The sequence below is a fragment of the Persephonella sp. genome, assembly GCF_027023985.1.
Taxonomy (GTDB): domain Bacteria; phylum Aquificota; class Aquificia; order Aquificales; family Hydrogenothermaceae; genus Persephonella_A.
Genome location: NZ_JALVTW010000009.1, coordinates 1 through 19,717, shown reverse-complemented (window position 1 = coordinate 19,717; position 19,717 = coordinate 1). Strand labels below are relative to the sequence as shown.

22 protein-coding genes and 1 tRNA gene are annotated in these 19,717 nt (G+C 32.6%); 18 read left to right on the top strand and 5 right to left on the bottom strand.

What is annotated here, in order from left to right; genetic code table 11:
- Positions 1–8: 8 nt before the first annotated feature.
- Positions 9–620 (top strand): ACP phosphodiesterase, encoded by a 612-nt coding sequence (locus MVE07_RS01650; RefSeq protein WP_297453135.1) that lies wholly within the window; start codon positions 9–11, stop codon positions 618–620.
- Here MVE07_RS01650 and MVE07_RS01645 read toward each other — a convergent pair.
- From MVE07_RS01645 to tgt, 3 genes are read right to left on the bottom strand one after another with little or no spacing between them, the layout of a single operon-like run.
- Positions 565–1,485, bottom strand: coding sequence for a histone deacetylase (locus MVE07_RS01645; RefSeq protein ID WP_297453133.1), 921 nt, complete (start codon positions 1,483–1,485; stop codon positions 565–567). The two genes, MVE07_RS01650 and MVE07_RS01645, sit on opposite strands and share 56 nt — an antisense overlap.
- Positions 1,482–2,144 (bottom strand): NYN domain-containing protein, encoded by a 663-nt coding sequence (locus tag MVE07_RS01640; RefSeq protein ID WP_297453131.1) that lies wholly within the window; start codon positions 2,142–2,144, stop codon positions 1,482–1,484. Before MVE07_RS01640 ends, MVE07_RS01645 begins: the two co-directional genes overlap by 4 nt.
- Before the next feature lie 8 nt (positions 2,145–2,152).
- On the bottom strand, positions 2,153–3,292 hold the full coding sequence (gene tgt / locus MVE07_RS01635; protein ID WP_297453197.1) for a tRNA guanosine(34) transglycosylase Tgt: 1,140 nt from the start codon (positions 3,290–3,292) through the stop codon (positions 2,153–2,155).
- 158 nt (positions 3,293–3,450) lie between these two features.
- On the opposite strand from tgt, the gene MVE07_RS01630 reads away from it, so the two are divergent.
- A complete protein-coding gene (locus MVE07_RS01630; RefSeq protein WP_297453129.1) occupies positions 3,451–3,864 on the top strand; it encodes a bacteriohemerythrin in 414 nt (137 codons plus the stop codon).
- Here MVE07_RS01630 and hisS read toward each other — a convergent pair.
- Together hisS and MVE07_RS01620 are read right to left on the bottom strand one after the other, a co-directional pair.
- Complete coding sequence (gene hisS, locus MVE07_RS01625; RefSeq protein WP_297453127.1) at positions 3,855–5,090, bottom strand: histidine--tRNA ligase; 1,236 nt, start codon at positions 5,088–5,090, stop codon at positions 3,855–3,857. The two genes, MVE07_RS01630 and hisS, sit on opposite strands and share 10 nt — an antisense overlap.
- A 30-nt stretch (positions 5,091–5,120) precedes the next feature.
- Entirely contained in the window at positions 5,121–5,660 is a 540-nt protein-coding gene (locus tag MVE07_RS01620) for an archaemetzincin family Zn-dependent metalloprotease (protein ID WP_297453125.1), read from the bottom strand.
- Positions 5,661–5,801: 141 nt separating this feature from the next.
- On the opposite strand from MVE07_RS01620, the gene MVE07_RS01615 reads away from it, so the two are divergent.
- From MVE07_RS01615 to MVE07_RS01540, 16 genes are all read left to right on the top strand, one after another.
- The gene (locus tag MVE07_RS01615; protein ID WP_297453123.1) at positions 5,802–6,866 is read left to right on the top strand and encodes a succinate dehydrogenase/fumarate reductase iron-sulfur subunit; all 1,065 of its coding nucleotides are present in this window, start codon (positions 5,802–5,804) and stop codon (positions 6,864–6,866) included.
- Positions 6,866–7,750 (top strand): CoB--CoM heterodisulfide reductase iron-sulfur subunit B family protein, encoded by an 885-nt coding sequence (locus MVE07_RS01610; RefSeq protein ID WP_297453121.1) that lies wholly within the window; start codon positions 6,866–6,868, stop codon positions 7,748–7,750. Before MVE07_RS01615 ends, MVE07_RS01610 begins: the two co-directional genes overlap by 1 nt.
- Before the next feature lie 123 nt (positions 7,751–7,873).
- Positions 7,874–8,185 carry a metalloregulator ArsR/SmtB family transcription factor gene (locus tag MVE07_RS01605; RefSeq protein ID WP_297453119.1) on the top strand — a complete coding sequence of 104 codons (312 nt, stop codon included), beginning with the start codon at positions 7,874–7,876 and terminating at the stop codon, positions 8,183–8,185.
- Positions 8,186–8,188: 3 nt separating this feature from the next.
- Positions 8,189–8,506 (top strand): thioredoxin, encoded by a 318-nt coding sequence (gene trxA, locus MVE07_RS01600; RefSeq protein ID WP_293444744.1) that lies wholly within the window; start codon positions 8,189–8,191, stop codon positions 8,504–8,506.
- Between the two features lie 9 nt (positions 8,507–8,515).
- Complete coding sequence (gene lpxA, locus MVE07_RS01595) at positions 8,516–9,316, top strand: acyl-ACP--UDP-N-acetylglucosamine O-acyltransferase (protein ID WP_297453116.1); 801 nt, start codon at positions 8,516–8,518, stop codon at positions 9,314–9,316.
- Positions 9,313–10,128 (top strand): UDP-2,3-diacylglucosamine diphosphatase LpxI, encoded by an 816-nt coding sequence (lpxI, locus tag MVE07_RS01590; RefSeq protein WP_297453114.1) that lies wholly within the window; start codon positions 9,313–9,315, stop codon positions 10,126–10,128. The genes lpxA and lpxI overlap by 4 nt, the downstream gene beginning before the upstream one ends.
- A 29-nt stretch (positions 10,129–10,157) precedes the next feature.
- Entirely contained in the window at positions 10,158–10,709 is a 552-nt protein-coding gene (locus MVE07_RS01585) for a hypothetical protein (protein ID WP_297453112.1), read from the top strand.
- 12 nt (positions 10,710–10,721) lie between these two features.
- Complete coding sequence (locus MVE07_RS01580) at positions 10,722–11,039, top strand: hypothetical protein (protein WP_297453110.1); 318 nt, start codon at positions 10,722–10,724, stop codon at positions 11,037–11,039.
- 15 nt (positions 11,040–11,054) lie between these two features.
- A tRNA-Leu gene (locus MVE07_RS01575) sits at positions 11,055–11,138 on the top strand.
- 57 nt (positions 11,139–11,195) lie between these two features.
- Positions 11,196–12,797 carry a class I SAM-dependent DNA methyltransferase gene (locus MVE07_RS01570; protein ID WP_297453108.1) on the top strand — a complete coding sequence of 534 codons (1,602 nt, stop codon included), beginning with the start codon at positions 11,196–11,198 and terminating at the stop codon, positions 12,795–12,797.
- Entirely contained in the window at positions 12,790–13,251 is a 462-nt protein-coding gene (locus tag MVE07_RS01565) for a hypothetical protein (RefSeq protein ID WP_297453106.1), read from the top strand. The genes MVE07_RS01570 and MVE07_RS01565 overlap by 8 nt, the downstream gene beginning before the upstream one ends.
- Complete coding sequence (locus MVE07_RS01560; protein ID WP_297453104.1) at positions 13,232–14,539, top strand: restriction endonuclease subunit S; 1,308 nt, start codon at positions 13,232–13,234, stop codon at positions 14,537–14,539. The genes MVE07_RS01565 and MVE07_RS01560 overlap by 20 nt, the downstream gene beginning before the upstream one ends.
- An 89-nt stretch (positions 14,540–14,628) precedes the next feature.
- Positions 14,629–15,789: an ATP-binding protein gene (locus MVE07_RS01555; RefSeq protein ID WP_297453102.1), complete on the top strand. Its 1,161-nt coding sequence runs from the start codon at positions 14,629–14,631 to the stop codon at positions 15,787–15,789.
- Positions 15,790–16,119: 330 nt separating this feature from the next.
- Positions 16,120–16,248: a hypothetical protein gene (locus tag MVE07_RS01550; protein WP_297453100.1), complete on the top strand. Its 129-nt coding sequence runs from the start codon at positions 16,120–16,122 to the stop codon at positions 16,246–16,248.
- A gap of 87 nt (positions 16,249–16,335) precedes the next feature.
- A complete protein-coding gene (locus tag MVE07_RS01545; RefSeq protein WP_297453099.1) occupies positions 16,336–19,344 on the top strand; it encodes a type I restriction endonuclease subunit R in 3,009 nt (1,002 codons plus the stop codon).
- A 179-nt stretch (positions 19,345–19,523) separates the two neighbouring features.
- Positions 19,524–19,717: hypothetical protein (locus MVE07_RS01540; RefSeq protein ID WP_297453097.1), on the top strand; the 194-nt coding region annotated here is incomplete at its 3' end.

The following is a 19,717-nucleotide window of genomic DNA, read 5'->3' as shown; positions in this document are numbered from 1 at the left end:
GAAAATTTATGAATTTTCTATTTCATATCTACCTTTCGAAAAATGATCCTGAAGAAATGATAGGAAATTTTTTAGGGGATTTTGTAAAGGCCGGTCAGGAAGATATTTTTCCAGAAAACATAAGAAAAGGAATTTTTCTCCACCGGAAAATAGATGCCTTTTCAATGAAAAACAGCACTTTCAAAAATAGTAAAAACAGATTTCCAAAGGAAATAAAAAGATATTCAGGAATAGCCGTTGATGTGATATATGATCATTTTTTAGCCAAACATTTTTCTAAGATTGCAGGGGAGGATTTACTTGAATTTACCCAGAGATTTTATGAGCTCCTTTCACCGATTGAGCCAAAACCCGGAAGGCTAAAAGATATATTTCCTTTTCTAAAAAGTGAAAACTGGCTTTACAGATACAGGGAACCTGAATATATAGATTTTGTTTTTAAAAGAATATCAAACAGATTTAAAAGGGATAGCAGCTTAAGCCATTGCTACCCTATTTTCAGGAAAAATTACAACCAATTTGAACAGGATTTCTGGCAGTTTTTACCACAGATAGAAGAATATGTTAAATCTCTAACATCTTCTCAATTGTCAGCTTCACACTCTCCCCTAAGGCTATGATGTTGTATCCACCTTCTAACATAAATAAAAATGGAACATCTGCAGTTTTTAAGATATTCTCAACAATCTTTCCTATTCCTTCTGTAGAAACCTCAAGAAGTGTTAATGGGTCATCTATATGAAGGTCATATCCGGCAGACACCAGTATGATATCCGGGTTAAACTCTTTTACCAGAGGTGGCAGTTCTTCTGAATAAACCTTTAAATAAACATCATCCCCTGTTCCTGCCGGTAGAGGCACATTATAAGTATATCCGTATCCTTTCCCTTTTCCTTTTTCCTCTTTTGAGCCTGTTCCTGGATAAAATGGGTATTGATGGGTTGAGAAATAAAAGACAGTATCATCTTCATAAAAGGCTTTCTGGGTTCCATTTCCGTGGTGAGCATCAAAATCAACTATAAAAACCTTTTCAAATCCCTGTTTTTGTGCATATCTGGCAGCAATTGCTATATTGTTGAATATACAAAATCCCATTGCCTTGGCATACTCAGCGTGATGTCCCGGTGGTCTAACAGCGGCAAAAACCCTTTCAACCTCTCCATTTTTTATCCTATCTACTGCTTCCAGCCCTGCCCCTGCTGCATACATTGCAGCTTCATAGCTAAAAATTGAACATCTTGTATCAGGGTCTAAATAAGTTCCCCCTGCAGAGCATAAATCCATAATCTCCTGTGGATAATACGGGTCATGAACCATTGCAATATCTTTTGCTGTGGCTTTTCTGGGTTTTATATGAATTAGCTTATCCTTTATTAAATCTACATACTCATTAATTGCCTCAAGTCTATGGCGGTTTTCAGGATGCCCTTCACCTGTATCATGTTTAAGATAAATAGGATCGTATATATATCCCACCTTTCTCATTTTTTACTCCTTTTGAAAAGCTTTTCAAAGAATTTTTTAAGTCTATCAATAAATCTTTCAGGCTCTTGTTTTTTCTCCTGATATAAAGGCACAGAAAATTTATGTTTTATATTATCAAGCAGAATAAACTCATCACTCACCCTTCTAAGCTCATAGGAGCTTGTTTTTTTGAATGCTGCTGTTTCTACCCTTTTGCCAAGCTCCTGTATTTTTTCAACAACAGGGACAAAATCACTATCCCCGCTTACCAGAATAGCCGTATCGTAGCCATCCTTGAAAGCAAGGCTTATCATATCTGTTGCAATTAAGATATCTATTCCTTTTTCTATATATCCTTCTGGGGTTTTTTTAAGGGGAATAGTTTTTACTTTTATTCCCAGATTTTGCAGTTCATTTAAAAATCCCTGTTGTTTTTTTAGTTGCTCCCTTATTTCTTTAGGTAAATCTCCAGAAGGCACCCCTGTATAAAAATAAGCCCTCAGTAACCATCTGTCCTTTTTTAATATATCAACCAGTTTTTTATAATTTATCTTAATCTTCATTGCGTTAATGGCATGGAACATATTTCCGCCATCTATAAATATTGCAACCCTTTCATTAGGATATCTGTAAACTATTTTTACATCCTTTTTTTTCTTTTTTCTCAGTAATCCTATCATTTTTCCGCCTACTGCCCCTGACTGAAGTATTTTTCATAAAAATCTTTTTTGAACTGTAAAAATCTGTTTTCTTTGATTGCCTGACGGATATCTTCCATTAATTTATTATAAAATCTGAGGTTGTGAATAGTTGCAAGTATCATTCCTGTGATTTCTTCAGCATTAAACAGATGTCTTATATATCCCCGTGAGAAATTTTTGCAAGTGTAACAATCACATTCAGGGTCTACGGGCTCCTCAGAAAATTTGTATTTGGCAGCTTTTATATTTAACCTACCGTAAGTGGTAAAAAGGGTTCCATTCCTTGCATTTCTGGTTGGCATTACACAATCAAACATATCTATGCCCCGTTCAACACTTTCTATTATGTTCTCCGGTGTTCCAACCCCCATAAGATATCTTGGTTTATTTTCCGGAATATAAGGAACTACAACTTCAGTCATAGCATACATATATTCAGCAGGTTCACCGACAGAAAGACCACCTATAGAATAACCATCCATATCAAGTTCAACAGTTTTAAGGGCACTTTCCCTTCTTAAATCCTCATAGGTTGAGCCTTGGATAATGCCGAATAATGCCTGCTGTGGATTTGTTTTTGCTTTTTTAGAGCGAATAAGCCATCTTATTGTTTTTTCAACGGCGTCCCTTGCTACTGTGTGGCTTACAGGATAAGGGGGGCAGACATCAAGAGGCATCATAATATCACTGCCGATGATTTCCTGAATTTGAATAACCAGTTCAGGTGTGAAAAAATGCCATGAGCCATCTAAATGGGATTTGAATTTTACACCTTCTTCTGTGAGTATTACTTCGGCTTTGTGCTTTCCCGGTTTGTTTTTTTCTTTTGCCAGTGAAAATACCTGAAATCCACCGCTATCTGTTAAAATAGGCTTCTGCCAGTTCATAAATCTGTGCAAACCACCAAAATGTTTCAAAACCTCTGTTCCCGGCCTGAGATACAGATGATATGTATTTCCCAAAACTATCTGGGGTTTTGTTGATAGAAGCTGGTCTTTTGTTACTGCTTTTACCGTTCCCTGTGTTCCGACCGGCATAAAAACAGGGGTTTCTATCTCTCCATGTGGAGTATAAATTTTCCCAAGCCGTGCATTGTTGTCTTTTTTTATAAGTTCAAATCTAAACAGCTTTATTCCTCCTGAAAAAATCTATGAAAATATAAGATACTCAATATAGTTTACTGTTATCAAACTAAAATATCTTAAGAACATTCCGTTAATTGTATATAACTTGATTTTTATCAAAGTCAACTATAGATTTATAACAAAAAATAAGGAGGGGGAAGATGGAAATCTTAAAATGGGGGAAAGAATTTGAGCTGGGAATTCCGGAAATAGACCAACAACATAAAAAATTGGTGGATATCTTAAATAGTTTTTACACAGAATTAGCCGGTAATGTTGATAGAGATGAGGCGATAAAACATTTCTTTAATGATTTAGAAAAATATCTAATTTTACATCTTAAATTTGAGGAAGAATTTATGCAGCAGATGGGATTTGATAATTTTGAAAATCATAAAAAGGTTCATGATATGTTTATAAAGCTGTATAAGGAAGAAAAAGAAAGGTATTTAAGCGGGGATAAAAAAGCTTTAAATGAACTTGTAGCCTTATCTTTGTCCTGGCTTTTAAATCATATAGCCAAAACAGACAGAAAATATGCTGAGTTTTATAAAAAATTAAACAATCAAACCTGAATTTTGTCTTTCAAAACATCTATAAGGTCATCTATATTCTCAAATATTTCCTGTTCCCCTGTTTCCATATCCTTTAGCTCAGGTTTTTCTGATATAAAAACAACAAATTTACCGCCAAGTTTGTTTGCTGTTTTCATCTTTGATTTTAGACTTCCTTCTTTAAGAAGTAGTTCTGTTCTCATACCGTTTTTTCTCAGCTTTTCTGCTGCTTTTAATGCCTGAATATTAAATTCAGAAACAACAGGTATCACAACCACAAGAGGTTTATCCTCTGGTAAATTTTCCACCAGAAGCATTAATCTCTCTACTCCTGCTGCAAATCCCAGTGCCGGAGTGTCAGGACCTCCAAGCTGTTTCACCAATGTATCGTATCTCCCGCCTGCAGCAACAGTCCCCTGTGCACCGATTTTATCTGTGATAAACTCAAAGACCGTATCAGTGTAATAGTCCAAGCCCCTAACCAGTCTTGGATTTTCAACAAATTCTATATTTAAAGCTTTTAAATACTCTTTTAATTCTTCATATCTTTTAAGGCTTTCTTCAGATAAGAAATCTATAAGAGCCGGTGCTTCCTTTGTGATTTCTTTACAGCCTTCAACTTTGCAGTCTAAAACTCTAAGGGGATTTCTCTCTATTCTACTTTGACAGTCTTTACATAAAAACTCCCTTTTACTTTCTAAAAATTCTCTGAGCACTTCCATATACTTTTTTCTACTTTCAAAATCTCCGAGGGTGTTAATTTCAAGTCTTGTAGAAATTCCAAGGTTTTTCAGGATATCACTGACCATTTTAATCAGTTCTGCATCTGCCATAGGGGAAGAAACCCCGAAAATCTCTGCACCAATCTGGTGAAACTGTCTGTATCTTCCTGCCTGAGGTCTTTCATGTCTAAACATAGCACCTTCATAAAATAGCTTATGGTATCCTCCTTGTGCATACATTCTTTCCTCAATATAAGCTCTGACTGCACTTGCCGTTCCTTCAGGTCTAAGGGCTACCTTTCTGCCTCCTTTGTCTTCAAATACATACATCTCTTTCTGGACAATATCTGTGGCTTCTCCTACAGACCTTACAAATAAAGAAACATCTTCAACATAAGGAAGAATTATTTCGCTGAAATTATATTTCTCAAATATTTTTCTGGCAGTATCAACAACATATCTATATTTTTTTGCATTTTCTCCGTATATATCCTGAAATCCTCTGATTTTTTTTATCTCAGACAAGTTTTCTCCTCCGGAGATGTTTTAACAAAATTATAAACCAATTGCAGCTTGGACTTTTTGATAACATGAAGGACAGAATAGATAGCTTTTACGGTCTGTATCTACTATAGAATTGGAAAAATGCATAACACATTCAGGATTAGGGCAATGTCCAAGGCCAAGGGTATGCCCTATTTCATGAACTGCTTCTTTCGTTATTCTGTCAATAAAAATTTGTTTATTTTCCGGAAGTCCGTAAAAAGTGTTATGTAAACGGTAAGTTGATATAACAGCAGTCTTTGTAACTGCAGAAGCCACCCCAAATACAAAATTTAGTTCAGGCTCATATAAATCCACAGAAACAATACCAAGGGCAATTTCTTTATTGTCTTTTACATTAATAAGTTCCCTTAAGAAATAATCACCAATAAACTGGTTTCTGGCCGGATTATAGGCAATCTGTGGAACTTCTGCAGGAGGTAGCCATTTAACAGGTAGATAGAATACATCCTCTAATCTTTTTGTTAAAGTTTCCTTATCAAAATTATCTTCAGGATAATAAGGTTGTATGGTGATACCTGTATAGTTCATATCTTAATAAAATATGCAAAGCATATATTTATGCCACCCTTATATATAAAAATATATTTGATTATAAAAACTTTGATTTTTCCAGAAAAACCTTTTAAAATTAAACAACCAGTGCTTATTTCAAAAGGAAGAGGTGGGACGATGGAAAAGTTTAAACTTAGAGTTTTCAGATACGACCCTACTAAAGATACAGAGCCTTATTACAAGACCTATGAACTTCCTGTTGAAAAAGGAATGACAGTTCTTGCTGCACTTTTCAAGGCAAAGGAAGAACAAGACCCGACAATATCCTTCCGTTATAACTGCCGTGCTGCTATTTGTGGTTCCTGTGCTATGAGAATAAACGGTCACGCAACATTGGCCTGTAAAGTCCAGATAACACATCTTCTTGAAAAATATCAAACAGATACAATTACAGTTGAGCCTATAGGAAATGTAAGACCACTTAAAGACCTAATCTATGATATGGACTGGCTTATTGATAAACTGAAAAAAGTTAAACCATGGTTTATCCCAAAAGCTCCCCCTCCAAAAGATGGAACAGAATATAGACAAGACCCTTATGACCACCACAGAATAGATTTTGCTTCAGACTGTATTCTTTGTGCTTCCTGTATGTCAGACTGTAATGCATTAAAAGCTAATAAAGATTTCTTAGGTCCTATGGTTCATTCAAAGGCTTACAGATTTATAGCAGATACAAGAGATGGTGAGAAAAAAGCAAGATTTGAAGCAATATTAGAAGATTTCAACCTTGAATGGTGTGTCAGATGTATGGAATGCACAACCAGGTGTCCAAAAGAAGTCCAGCCTTATGAAAACATAATCAGACTGAGAATAATGGCTGCTGAAGCCGGATATAAAACTCCCGGCGAAATCCACGCAGAAATATTTGAACAGGATATATACAACAGGGGTCTCTTAAACGAGATGCTTCTTCCAATGAGACAGGAAGGAATTCTTGGTGCTATTAAAAGGGCACCATTTGGAATTAAAATGATGTTCAAAGGGAAAGTTAATTATGCTGATTTCTTCGGTGGTCATAAAATAAAAAGACTTGATGAAGTTCAAAAAATATATGAAGTTGCAAAACAAAAAGAAAAAGAAGTCAAAATTAGACTTCCACAAATTATGGGTGTTATTTATGAGGATAAAAGAAAAACAAGAAAAAGACTTAACTATGCAGAAACTGGAGGTAATGAGTAATGGCTGAATTAAAATACGCCTTTTATACAGGATGTTCTGCAAAGGGTGTAGCTCCCGAGCTTTACGAATCTACTAAATTAGTTGCAGAAAAGCTTGGAATGGAACTTATAGAATTGGAAGCTGCAACATGCTGCGGTGCCGGAGCTGTTCAGGAAAAAGATGAATTTCTTGCTCTTACAATAAATGCAAGGAACCTTGCACTTGCCGAAGAACTTGGACTTGATATGCTTACTATCTGTAATACCTGCACACTTATGCTCAGGGAAGCTAAGTTTAAACTTGATAATGACCCTGAACTTAGAGAAGCAGTTAACGAAGTCCTCAGAGAAGCAGGCCTTGAGTACAAAGGAACTTCAGAAGTTACTCACTTTTTATGGGAAGTGATTGATGGTGTTGGTCTGGATAAACTCAAAGAAATGGTTGTAAGACCACTTAAAGACTTTAATATAGCACCATTTTATGGCTGCCACATCATAAGACCTCCATATCTCATCGGATATGAAGACCCTGATAATCCAAAATCAATAGAGATGGTTATAGAAGCACTCGGTGGAAATCCAGTTGACCACACAGCAAGACTTGCTTGTTGTGGATTCCACTCTTTCTGGTCAGCTGAAGATAAAGTAACTCTGAAACTGACAGCAATGGATGCAGAATCTGCAAAAGAAGAAAAAGCAGACTTTATGGTAACACCTTGTCCACTTTGCCATACACAGCTTGATGCGATGCAAGAAGAAGCAGAAGAAAGAATTGGTGTTACTATAGGAATGCCTGTATTGCACCTTCCTCAAATGATAGGCCTTGCAATAGGTCTAAAACCGGAAGAACTTGGTCTTAATAAGCACGTTATATCAACTGAAAATATTATCAGAAAAGTAGCATAAAAAAGAGGGCATTAATGCCCTCTTTTTTTTTATTTAATCAAACATATCAAAAACATCTTTATTTATACCACAAATTGATATATAATTATTCTAATATCATTACGTATATAGGTGGGGAATATCATGGAAGAAATTGTTTATGATGAGAAAGAAAGATGGAAAGACGAAGAGTTCTTAGAAGAAAATGCTGAGCTTTTAAAAGCTCTTGCCCATCCAAATAGACTAAAAATCATAGGATTTTTAAGCTCCGGAAAAAAATGTGTAAAACATATCTGGGAAGCACTGGATTTACCACAACCTAATGTATCACAACACTTGTCTGTTTTAAGAAATAAGGGTATATTAGGATATAAAAGACAGGGTTCTATTGTTTGTTACTATATAAAGAACAAAAAAGCGCTGGAAATATATAAGCTACTACTAAAGGAGGAATAAAATATGGCTGGCAAAGTATGCATAGTTAACGAATCTAACTGGGAACAGGAGGTTTTAAATTCTGATTTACCAGTATTAGTTGATTTCTGGGCTCCATGGTGTGGACCATGTAGATTAATTGCACCTGTAATTGAGGAATTAGCTGAAGAGTTAGAAGGAAAAGCTAAGATTTGTAAACTTAACACAGATGAAAATCCAAATATTGCCATGAAATATGGTATTAGAGCTATACCAACAATTATGGTATTCAAAAACGGACAGGTTGTTGATACAAAAGTAGGTGTTCAACCTAAAGAAGTTCTTAAAAGTCTCCTTGTATAAGGTGGATAATTGAGCGTAGAAATCCATCCAACAGCAATTGTTTCAGATAAAGCAGAATTAGGGGTCAACGTAAAAGTTGGCCCCTTTTCTATTATTGAAGATCATGTAAAGATTGGTGATAACACAGAAATTTCTTCAAATGTAAAAATCAAAAATTTCACTACAATCGGTGAAAATTGTAATATTTCTGAAGGAGTTGTCATAGGAGGTATTCCCCAGCACCTTGGATTTAAAGGGGAAGAAACCTATGTGGAAATAGGTAATAATGTAACTATAAGAGAATATACCACTATTCATAGAGGAACTTCCTTTGATGATGGTATAACAAGAATAGGAGATAATACTTATCTTATGGCTTATGTCCATATAGCCCATGATTGCAAAGTTGGTCATGATACTATACTTGCAAATGCTGTAACCCTCGCAGGTCATGTGAAAATTGGTAACTATGTTTTTATAGGTGGACTTACACCAATTCATCAGTTCTGCAGAGTTGGTGATTATGCAATGGTAGGCGGGGCATCAGCAGTAGATAAAGATATTCCACCTTTTACAAGAGCTTCAAAAAACCACGCTATGTTATATGGATTAAATCTGGTTGGGCTCAAAAGAAGGGGATTTACCCCTGAACAGATTAAATTGATTAAAGAAGCCTATAGAATAATATTCAGAACAGCACCAACACTGGAGGAAGGTATCAAAGAAGTAGAACAAAAACTTCCTCAAACTCCAGAAATAAAAATGCTACTTGATTTTATTAAAACCTCAAAAAGAGGAATAGCTCCGGAAGCATCCAAGAAAAAGAAATGAGCAAAATTGGTCTCATAGCAGGTGCAGGAGAACTTCCTGTAGAATTTGCAAAGTCAGCTGTAAATCAAGGCAAATCCTTAAAAATCTATGCAATCAAAGGAATTACAGACAAAAAAATTCAGAATATAGCACCAACTCAATGGCTTTATTTAGGTGAAGGTCAAAAGCTAATAGACAGTATGAAAGCAGATAATATATCTGATGTTGTAATGCTGGGAAAAATAGAGCATTTTCACCTTATAAAATCTATCCACAGATTTGATAAAAGGGCACGAACATTTTTTAATCAATTAATGGACAAAAGAGCAAAATCTATCCTTGAGGCAGTTTTAAAAGAGCTTCAGAAAGAAGGATTTAATCCAATTGACCCAACGCCGTATCTATCTTCCCTTTTGGTTCCTGAAGGCTTAATTGCAGGAGAATATCCGGAAAAACACTTTATAGAAGATGCAGAATTTGGTTTAAAAATAGCAAAAGAAGTGGCAGAGCTTGATATTGGCCAGACGGTTGTTGTCAAAGACAAAATAGTAGTTGCTGTAGAGGGATTAGAAGGCACAGACAAGTGCATAATAAGAGGCGGAGAGCTTGCAGGAGAAAACACAGTCGTTTGTAAAGTCGCAAGGAAAAATCAAGATATGAGATATGATGTTCCTGTTATTGGAACTAAAACCCTTAAATCTATGAAAAAAGCTAAGGCAAAACTTCTTGCCATAGAGGCAGGGAAAACATTTTTAGTGGAAAGGGAAGAATTTAAAAAATTAGCCCAAAAATACGGTATTTCTGTTATAGGTTTTGATTTATCAAATATTTAGCTTTATTGCCTTTAATCCGAAAAAATCTTATGGCTCAAAAACTTTCAGAAACAGCTTATATTAGAAAAGTCTCTAACTTTATCAAAAGGGTAACTGGTTATAATATTTCCCTTTCAGCTACAGATAAACAAATCTTAAAAGAATGTATAAAAAAAGAGATACCTATTGAGACCTTAAAGGAACTTATAAGGAAAGAGGCTTCCAGATATCCTCCGGAAAAAAGGAAAAAAATGAATTTATCCTTTTTAAGAGAATATATTAAGAAACCTGTTAAACCAAAAGAAGAAACACTTAAAACTGTAAATACTCTACAGAAAAACTGGCAAGAAATAGTTTACAGGCTGAATATTCCAGAAGAAGTATTAAACATAGAAAACATTCCAGAAGAACTACAAGAAATAGCCATAGAAACAAAAGTCATTAACTATCTGTGGAAACAGATGCCAACTGAGGAAAAAAAGGCTCTCCAGAAAAAAGCTATAGAAAAACTAAAAAAAGAATTTATATTGACAAATATAGAGGCAGAAAAGGTTTTGAAATCAATAATAAGGCAGTTAATAAAAGAAAAATACAATATCTAAAGGAGAGCGGCCATGAAGAAGATAGAAAACATTCCGGAATTTGTAAAAGAACTGGTCAAAAAAGAATATCCAGATATCCAAAATGGCTGTGTAATGGTTTATCAGCTGGGAAAAGAACATATGTTAATTGAAGTTTTTGATGAAAATGATAATAAAGCAGGAGAAATGGTAATTAATCTAAAAACAGACAAAATATATAAAGATGGTAATGGCTACTCAATAAAAATAGAAGGAACTCCAAAGGGAATGATTAGATATTTCCTTGAGGAAGGGGGAAGAAAATTAGACGGTAAAGCGGAAAGCTTATATCCCTGTCTGCCAATTTCATAATATAATAATGTAAGAGCCCGAGTGGCGGAATTGGCAGACGCGGGGGACTCAAAATCCCCTGCCCGCAAGGGCGTGCGGGTTCGACTCCCGCCTCGGGCATTAATACTAAATCCAGTCCTTGTTCAATTTTCCCTAATTTTTTATATGGAGAATAATATGCCCAAAGTGGAAAAACTTAAAGAACTTGAAAATAAACTCTGGGAAAGTGCAACAGAGTTATGGGGGAGTATAGATCCAGCAAAGTATAAAGATATTGTTTTGGGAATTTTATTTTTGAAGTATGTTTCTGATGCTTTTGAAAAAAGAAGAAAGCAGTTATTAGAAGAAATACAAGACCCTGAAAGTGAGTATTTCACTGAAGATGAAAAAGAAAAAAAAGAAATTTTAGAGGATAAAGACGAGTATATATCACAAGGGATTTTTTATATTCCGGAAAAGGCAAGATGGGAATATCTAATAAACAATGCAACTTCTGAGGATATACCAAAGCTTTTAGATGAAGCTATGATTGAAATAGAAAATGAAAATCCTTCCTTAAAAGGTGTTTTACCTAAAGAGTTTGTCCGCTCTGAAATACCACCTGAAAAATTAGGAAGGCTATTAAATATTTTTAATAATATCCATTATGAAGAATATATAGAAAACAAAGATGAGAGCATTGGTGATGTATTCGGAACTATTTATGGATATTTTATGCGTAAGTTTTCACAGAAACTTGGGCAAAAAGGCGGTGAATTTTTTACACCTGAAAGCATAGTTAAACTGATGGTTGAACTTATAGAGCCTATGGAAGGAAGGATTTATGACCCTGCCTGTGGAAGTGGTGGAATGTTTGTTCAAAGTGCAAAATTTGTAAAAAGGCATAAAGGAAAACCTTTAAGTATATATGGACAGGAAAGCAACCCTGCAACAGTTAGAATATGTAAAATGAACCTTGCTATTCATGGATTACCTTTTGAAAATATCAAACAAGGTGATACTTTAGCAAATGATTTACACAAAGCATTAAAAGCTGATTATATATTGACTAATCCACCTTTTAACTATAACAACTACAACTCACAAGAGCTTGAAGGAGATGTAAGATTTAAATATGGAGTAGTTCCTAAAGACCCTAACAAAGCAAAAAGTGGAAATGCTAATTTTTTATGGATACAGCATTTTATTTATCATTTAGCAGATAACGGAATTTGTGCAACAGTTATGGCTAATGGTTCTTTATCTGCCGGTGGAAAAGAAGGAGAAATAAGAAAAGCTATCATTGAAGATGACCTTGTAGATTGTATAATTGCCCTGCCACCTAAAATGTTTTATACCGTGCAAATTCCAGCTTGTATATGGATTTTAACAAAAAATAAAGCAGATAAAAGATTTAGGAACAGAAAAGGGGAAACTCTATTTATAGATGCAAGGGAGCTTTATAATCCAGTGTCAAGAAATTTAAATGAGTTTACAGATGAACATATTCAGAAAATAGCAAGCACTTATAGAAGCTACAGAGGAGAAAAAGGCTATCCAGAGTATAAAGATATAGAAGGCTTTTGTAAAGTTGCAACGATAGATGAAATTAAAGAACATGATTATATATTAACTCCCGGTCGTTATGTTGGAATTGCAGAAATAGAAGAAGACAGCGAACCTTTTGAAGAAAAAATGGCAAGGTTAACAAAAGAATTATCAGAGCAATTTAAAAAGTCAAGGGAGCTTGAGGAAAAGATAAAACAAAATTTGGCAGAGCTGGGGTTTAAGATTGAATGAAAATTTAATTGAACTTGTAAAAAAAGCTTTGGATAAAGTTTATCAGGAACAAAAATATCTTATAGAAAATAGAGTTCATGAAAGAAGTATTGTTTTTTGGTTTGGTATTTATTTTTATGAGCTTTTAAAAAATTCTGAGTTTAAAGGTTATGATTTGGATTTTGAATACAACAGAAATTTTGATGATGTTAAAAGAACAGAGCATTCTGTTAATGGAACATACCCAGATATTATTTTGCATAAAAGAGGAAGCAATGAATATAATTTGTTAGCAATTGAATTTAAAACATGGTGGAGTGATAAAAAACAGTTTAAAGATGATATTAGGAAACTAAAAGATTTTATAAATCCTAATGGAAAATACAGATATAAACTTGCTTTATTTGTGATTTTAGGAAAGGATAAACCAAACATTGAATATATAGATGGAAATAATGAATATAAAAATCCCTGAAGGTTGGGAAATTAGGAAGTTGGGGGAGATTGCAGAAATTGTAGGTGGTGGAACTCCTTCAACAAAAAATCCTAAATATTGGAATGGAAATATATCTTGGATAACCCCTAAAGATTTATCAAATTTTCGATATAGATATATCTATAGGGGAAGTAAAAATATCACAGAACTTGGATTAAAAAAATCATCAGCTAAACTTTTACCTAGAGGAACAGTTTTATTATCTTCAAGAGCACCTATTGGTTATGTTGCTATTGCGGGTAAGGAATTAGCTACAAATCAAGGATTTCGTTCTTTTATTATTAAAGAAAAGAATAAGCTTAACAATGAATTTTTATATTATTGGTTAAAACTAAATAAACCTAAATTAGAAAGTATAGCGTCTGGTTCAACTTTTAAAGAAGTTTCAGGTTCTGCTTTAAAACAATTGGAAATATTCCTCCCACCTATACCCGAACAAGAAAAAATTGCAGATATTTTAGGAAGTATAGACGACCAGATAGAAAATTTAATGGAGCAAAATAAAACCCTTGAAGAAATAGCAAAAACTATTTTTAAGAGATGGTTTATAGATTTTGAGTTTCCAAATGAAGAGGGAAAACCCTATAAATCAAGTGGTGGTGAATTTATAGACAGTGAACTTGGAAAAATCCCTAAAGGATGGAGAGTTGGAACTTTTGGGGAGCTAATTAAAGATACAATCGGTGGAGATTGGGGAAAAGAAACTGTAAAAGGTAAATTTAATAAAAAAGTATATGCTATAAGAGGAACAGATTTTAAAAATTTGGATATAGGGTTGTATGATAACCTTCCAATAAGATATATAAAGTCATCATCTTTAGAAAAAAGGAAGTTAAAAGAAGGAGAACTTTTGATTGAGTTATCTGGCGGGACTAAAGGTCAACCAACAGGTAGAATTTTTTATGTTTCTAAATCCATAATAGAAAACTCCACATATCCTTTAGTATTTTCCAATTTTTGCCGTAAGTTAATAGTAAATAAAAGTGCGAGACCAGAATTTATTTATTTTTATTGGAAATATCTTTACTCAAAAGGAGTTATGGCTAATTATCAAACAGAAAGCACAGGAATTAGTAATTTTCAATTAAAATCTTTTTTAAAAACATTTAAAATTTATATTCCGCCCAAAGAATTACAAAATAAATTTTCAAATTTTGCTAAAAATATTATGAATAAAAAACAAAACAATCAAATCCAAACTCTAACCCAATTGCGAGACACACTACTACCAAAGCTAATAACAGGACAAATCAGAGTTAAAGTTTAAACTATACGATAGTATCGTATAAAATTCTTGATTTATATACGATGGTGTCGTATATTTATACATAAATTATTAAGCTAAGGACAAATAAATTGGAAGAGATTTTTTACAGATTTAATCCATGGTGGGAAGGAGAATTTAAAACAGATTTCATTGATAGACCTAAATATACAATACCTTTAATATCATCTATAGATAATCCATCTATTGAAATAATTACAGGACTTCGCCGTATAGGTAAAACATCAATAATGAAAATACTTATAAGTAAATTGATAAAAGAAAAAAATGTATTACCAAATTGTATATTCTTTATATCATTGGATTTCTATAAGTTAGAAAATTTAAGCATATTAGACATTATAGAAGAGTATTTAAAGCTTCAAAAAATACCTTTTTCAGAAAAAATTTATCTGTTTTTAGATGAAATTACATATAAAAAAGATTTTTCAGTGCAGTTAAAAAATCTATACGACCTTTACAATGCAAAAATATTTGTTTCTTCATCTTCAGCATCTGTTCTAAAAGACAAAAAAGCTTTTTTAACAGGAAGAGAAAAAATTACAGAAATTTTGCCACTTGATTTTTACGAATTCTTAAACTTTAAAGGAATAAAAATTAAAAAAGCAGATAAACACTTATTAAAAGCTTATTTTGAGGATTATATGAAAATTGGAGGAATTCCAGAATATGTTTTAACAGAGGATTTAGAATACGTAAAACGGCTTATTGATGATATCCTTTATAAAGATATAATAGCTATGCACAACATAAAAGAAAAAACAGCTTTAAAAGAATTTTTCTTCTTACTAATGGAAAGAGCGGGGAAACAGATAAGTTTAAATAAAATATCAAAAGTGTTAGACATAAGCCCAGATACAGCAAAAAGATTTTTTGAATATTTTTTAGACACATACATTATATATGCAATAGAAAGATGTGGAAAACTGAATGAAAGGCTAAAATCTCCCAAAAAAATATATGCTGGAGATGTTGGAATAAGAAATGTTATTACAGGGTTTAGGGATTTAGGAGCAGTCTTTGAGAATTTAGTTTTTCTAAAAATCAAAAATAAAAATCCTTGTTATGTTTTACAAGATGGCATAGAACTTGATTTTCTAACAGATGATAAAACTCTTATTGAAGTAAAATATGGAAGAAAATTAAACGAAAAGCAACTTAAACTGTTTAACGAATTTATAGCAAACAAAAAAATATTAATTGATAGTTTTGAAAAATATCAAAGCCTATAAATCCAAGTTGACGCAATTTAGTTTATGTATAAATTTATGCGTATAACAAAAATTTAAAAGGTGCAAAGATAAAACTAAAAAGTAAAAAACAAAGCAAAGTTAGAAAAAATATAACTTTATTCAAAGAAACTGAAGAAAAACTAAAAGAACTTGCAAAAATAGAGAATAAATCACAAAGCAAGATAATATAAGAGCTTATAGAAAATGTCTATAAAGAAATAGAAAAAAAGAAAAAGTTAGAAGCTTTAAAAAGAATAAAAGAAAGAAGAAAGTATTTTAAAGGAATAGACCCAAATCTCATTATTCAAAAAATCAAGGAGCAAATGGGAAGTGAACTATAAAAGAGTATTTGTAGATGGTAATGTAATTAGCGAATATTCAGAAAAAGCAATAGAAATAATGCAAAAAGACAAAAACTTTAAAGATTTAGAAAATACTCTTCTTTTAGAAAGAAAATGAGTGTGATTTAATTTTATCTAACGATGATAATTTTTACTCATCGGATATAAAAAAGATAAGCACAAAAGATTTTATAGAGAAACTAATATGAGCAATATAACAGAAGACAAGTTAGTAGAACAACCAGCTTTAGATTGGTTAGAAGGGGAAGGTTGGGATTATATTCATGGAAGCCAGTTAATTCCTGAAAATCAAGAAAGAGAAAACCTATCAAGCGTAATACTGAAAAATAGATTTTTAGAAAGCCTAAAAAAAATAAATCCACATATACCAGAAACTACATTAGAAGAGGTTTACAAAAGACTTTTATCAATAGCTCAGCCAAGTTTAGAACATACAAATTTAAATTTCCACAAATTACTTATAAATGGCGTTCCTGTTGAGTATAAAGACAGTAAGGGAAACATAAAAACAGACATCGTAAAACTAATAGATTTTAAAAACCCTGAAAATAACCAGTTCTTAGTAGCTAATCAGTTTGTAGTTAAAGAAGTTAATAAAGATGGAGTTAGATTTGATATTGTTTTGTTTATAAATGGTCTTCCGATAGCTTTGTTTGAATTAAAAAATCTTGATAGATCCTTAAAAGAAGCTTACAGACAAATACAAAACTATAAAGAACTTGCACCTCAAATCTTTTATTACAACGAAATTTTAGTAATCAGTAATCTACTTGAAACAAGAATAGGAAGTCTAACAGCTTCTTACGATAGATTTTCAAAATGGAGAGGGATTAAAGATAAATACGATTATCAAGAAGATACAATACCATCTTTAGAAGTTTTAATAAAAGGATTATTTAATAAAGAAAGGCTTTTAGAATACATAAAGGATTTTGTAGTATTTGAGAAAGACGGAGAAACTATCATTAAAAAAATTGCTATGTATCATCAATTTTACGATGTAAGAAAAGCAATTAAAAATACATTAAAAGCTTTAAATTCCACTGACAAAAGAATAGGAACTTTCTGGCATACACAGGGAAGCGGAAAGTCTTTGTCTATGGTTTTTTATGTCAGGAAAGCTATTAAGTCTAAAGAGCTAAAAAACCCGACAGTTGTGATGCTAACAGATAGAACAGAACTTGACGACCAGCTATCAAAAACATTTTTAAAAACCGAGCTAAAAGAGTATGTAGAAATAGCAGACAGTATAAAAGATTTAAGGGAAAAATTAGATAAAAAATCCGGTGGAATAATATTTACAACAATCCAAAAATTCCAGCTAACAGATGAAGAAAGAAAAGAAGGCAAAAAATTTCCTACCATATCAGAAAGGGAAAACATAATTATAATTGCAGACGAAGCCCACCGCTCACAGTATAAAAAATTTGCCCAGAATGTAAGACTTGCCCTTCCAAATGCTATGTTTATAGGATTTACAGGAACACCTATAGAAACAGATGACAGGTCAACAACTGCCGTCTTTGGAGATTATGCAGGAGTTTATACGATTAAAAATGCCGTTGAAGATGGAACTATAGTTCCCATTTACTATGAGGCAAGATTTACAGAGCTACACCTTGCAGAGCATTTTTTAGACCTTGAGTTTGAAGATATTACAAAAGCCATTGAGGAAGAGAAAAAAGAAGGACTGAAGAAAAGATTTTCAACCCTTGAAATGCTTATAAGAAATCCAGACAGATTGGAAAAAATAGCAAAAGATATAGTCAGGCATTTTAACTCATTAGAACTTGATACAAAGGCTATGGTTGTTTGCGTAAGTAGAGCGGCAGCAGTAGAGATGTATAATCTTATGAAAAAACAACCAAACTGCCCAGAAATAGCTGTTGTTATGTCAGGAAGCAAAAGCCATGACCCGCAGGAATTTTGGCCGCACACAAGAAGCCAGCAAGAGATAAAAGAACTTGCAACAAGATTTAAAAATCCAGATGACCCGTTAAAAATAGTAATTGTCGTTGATATGTGGTTAACAGGTTTTGATGCTCCTGTTGTTTCTACAATGTATATAGACAAACCTATGAAAAATCATTCTCTTTTACAGGCAATAGCCAGAGTAAACAGAGTTTATCCCGGTAAAACAGGTGGTCTTATAGTTGACTACATAGGAATAACAGATGACTTAAAGAAATCCTTATCAGTCTATACACAGGATATTATCAAGGATGCAGTTATTCCAATAGAAGATGCTGTAAAACTAATGCTGGAAAAGTATGAAATTGTAAAGTCTTACCTTGGGAGAATAAATTTTGAAAACTGGAAAAAGCTATCAAATACTGAACAAGCAAGACTTCTTCAAGAAATATATACTAAAATCACAAAAGACCCCAACGAAATGAAAGAGTTTTTAAAACAAGTTTCAGCATTAACCAAAGCCTTTGCTCTGGTTAGCACAGAAAAAGAAGCAATAGAGATAAAAGATGATTTAGAGTTTTTCCAGAATGTAGCAAGAATAATAAGAAAATATAATCCCCATAAAGAACTGGATATTTCAGATGAAATAGAAAATGCAGTTAAACATCTTGTAGATAAATCAGTTAAAGCTTCAAAGATAAAAAATATATTTGGAATAGATACTACGCAGGAAGAGGTTTCAATTTTTGATCCTGATTTTATTAAATATCTAAATAATATTTCTAATAAAGAAGCGAGAATAAAAGTTTTTGAAAGTCTTTTAAAAGACCAGATAAAAGTAAGATTAAAAAGGAATAAAGCTAAAAGAAAATCATTTCAAGAAAGAATTGATGAACTGATAAAAAAATATAACAACAGAATACTAACGGTAGAAGAAGTAATAAATCAACTTCAGGATTTAGCAAAAGAGCTTAAAAATATAAACGCATGTAGAGAAAAATTAGGACTTTCAGAGGAAGAAGAAGCTTTTTATGACCTTTTAATTGGAACTTCAGACTGTAAATATGATGAAAGAATTATAAATGTAGCAAAGGAACTAACAGAAAAAATAAAATCACAGCTTATTATTGACTGGACAAAAAGTGAGCAACATAAAGCAAAAGTAAGAACTGCAATAAAAAGAATATTAAGGAAACACAAATTTAAAGCAACATCAAAATTAGTTAATTTTATCTACAAGCAGGCAGAAGAACTTTATAAAGATTATCCTATTGCTGCTTAGTTTATTTTAAAATGTTCTGTTTTTGAAAAATTACATTTTCAGGATACTTAAAAGCACAGGACAGTTAATAAAAAGAGATAAGACAATAGCCGCAAAAATTAAGGAAACCTGTATTCTATGCAAGATTTGGTAGATATAGAAGGGAAACTTATATCAGTTCCATATAATATAATAAATTTATGGAACAAAAAGAAATTTATGAAAAAAGATTTTGGGATATTCTTGAGAACCTTTTTGCAGGCGCAGAAATAGAAGGTAAAAGTGGATATGTAAATCTTTTAAAAATAAAAAGAAAATATTTTAAGAATTTTTTAAGACCAAATCTAATTGAATATATAAATAATAAATTAGAAGATTTTCCAGAGTTTAAAGA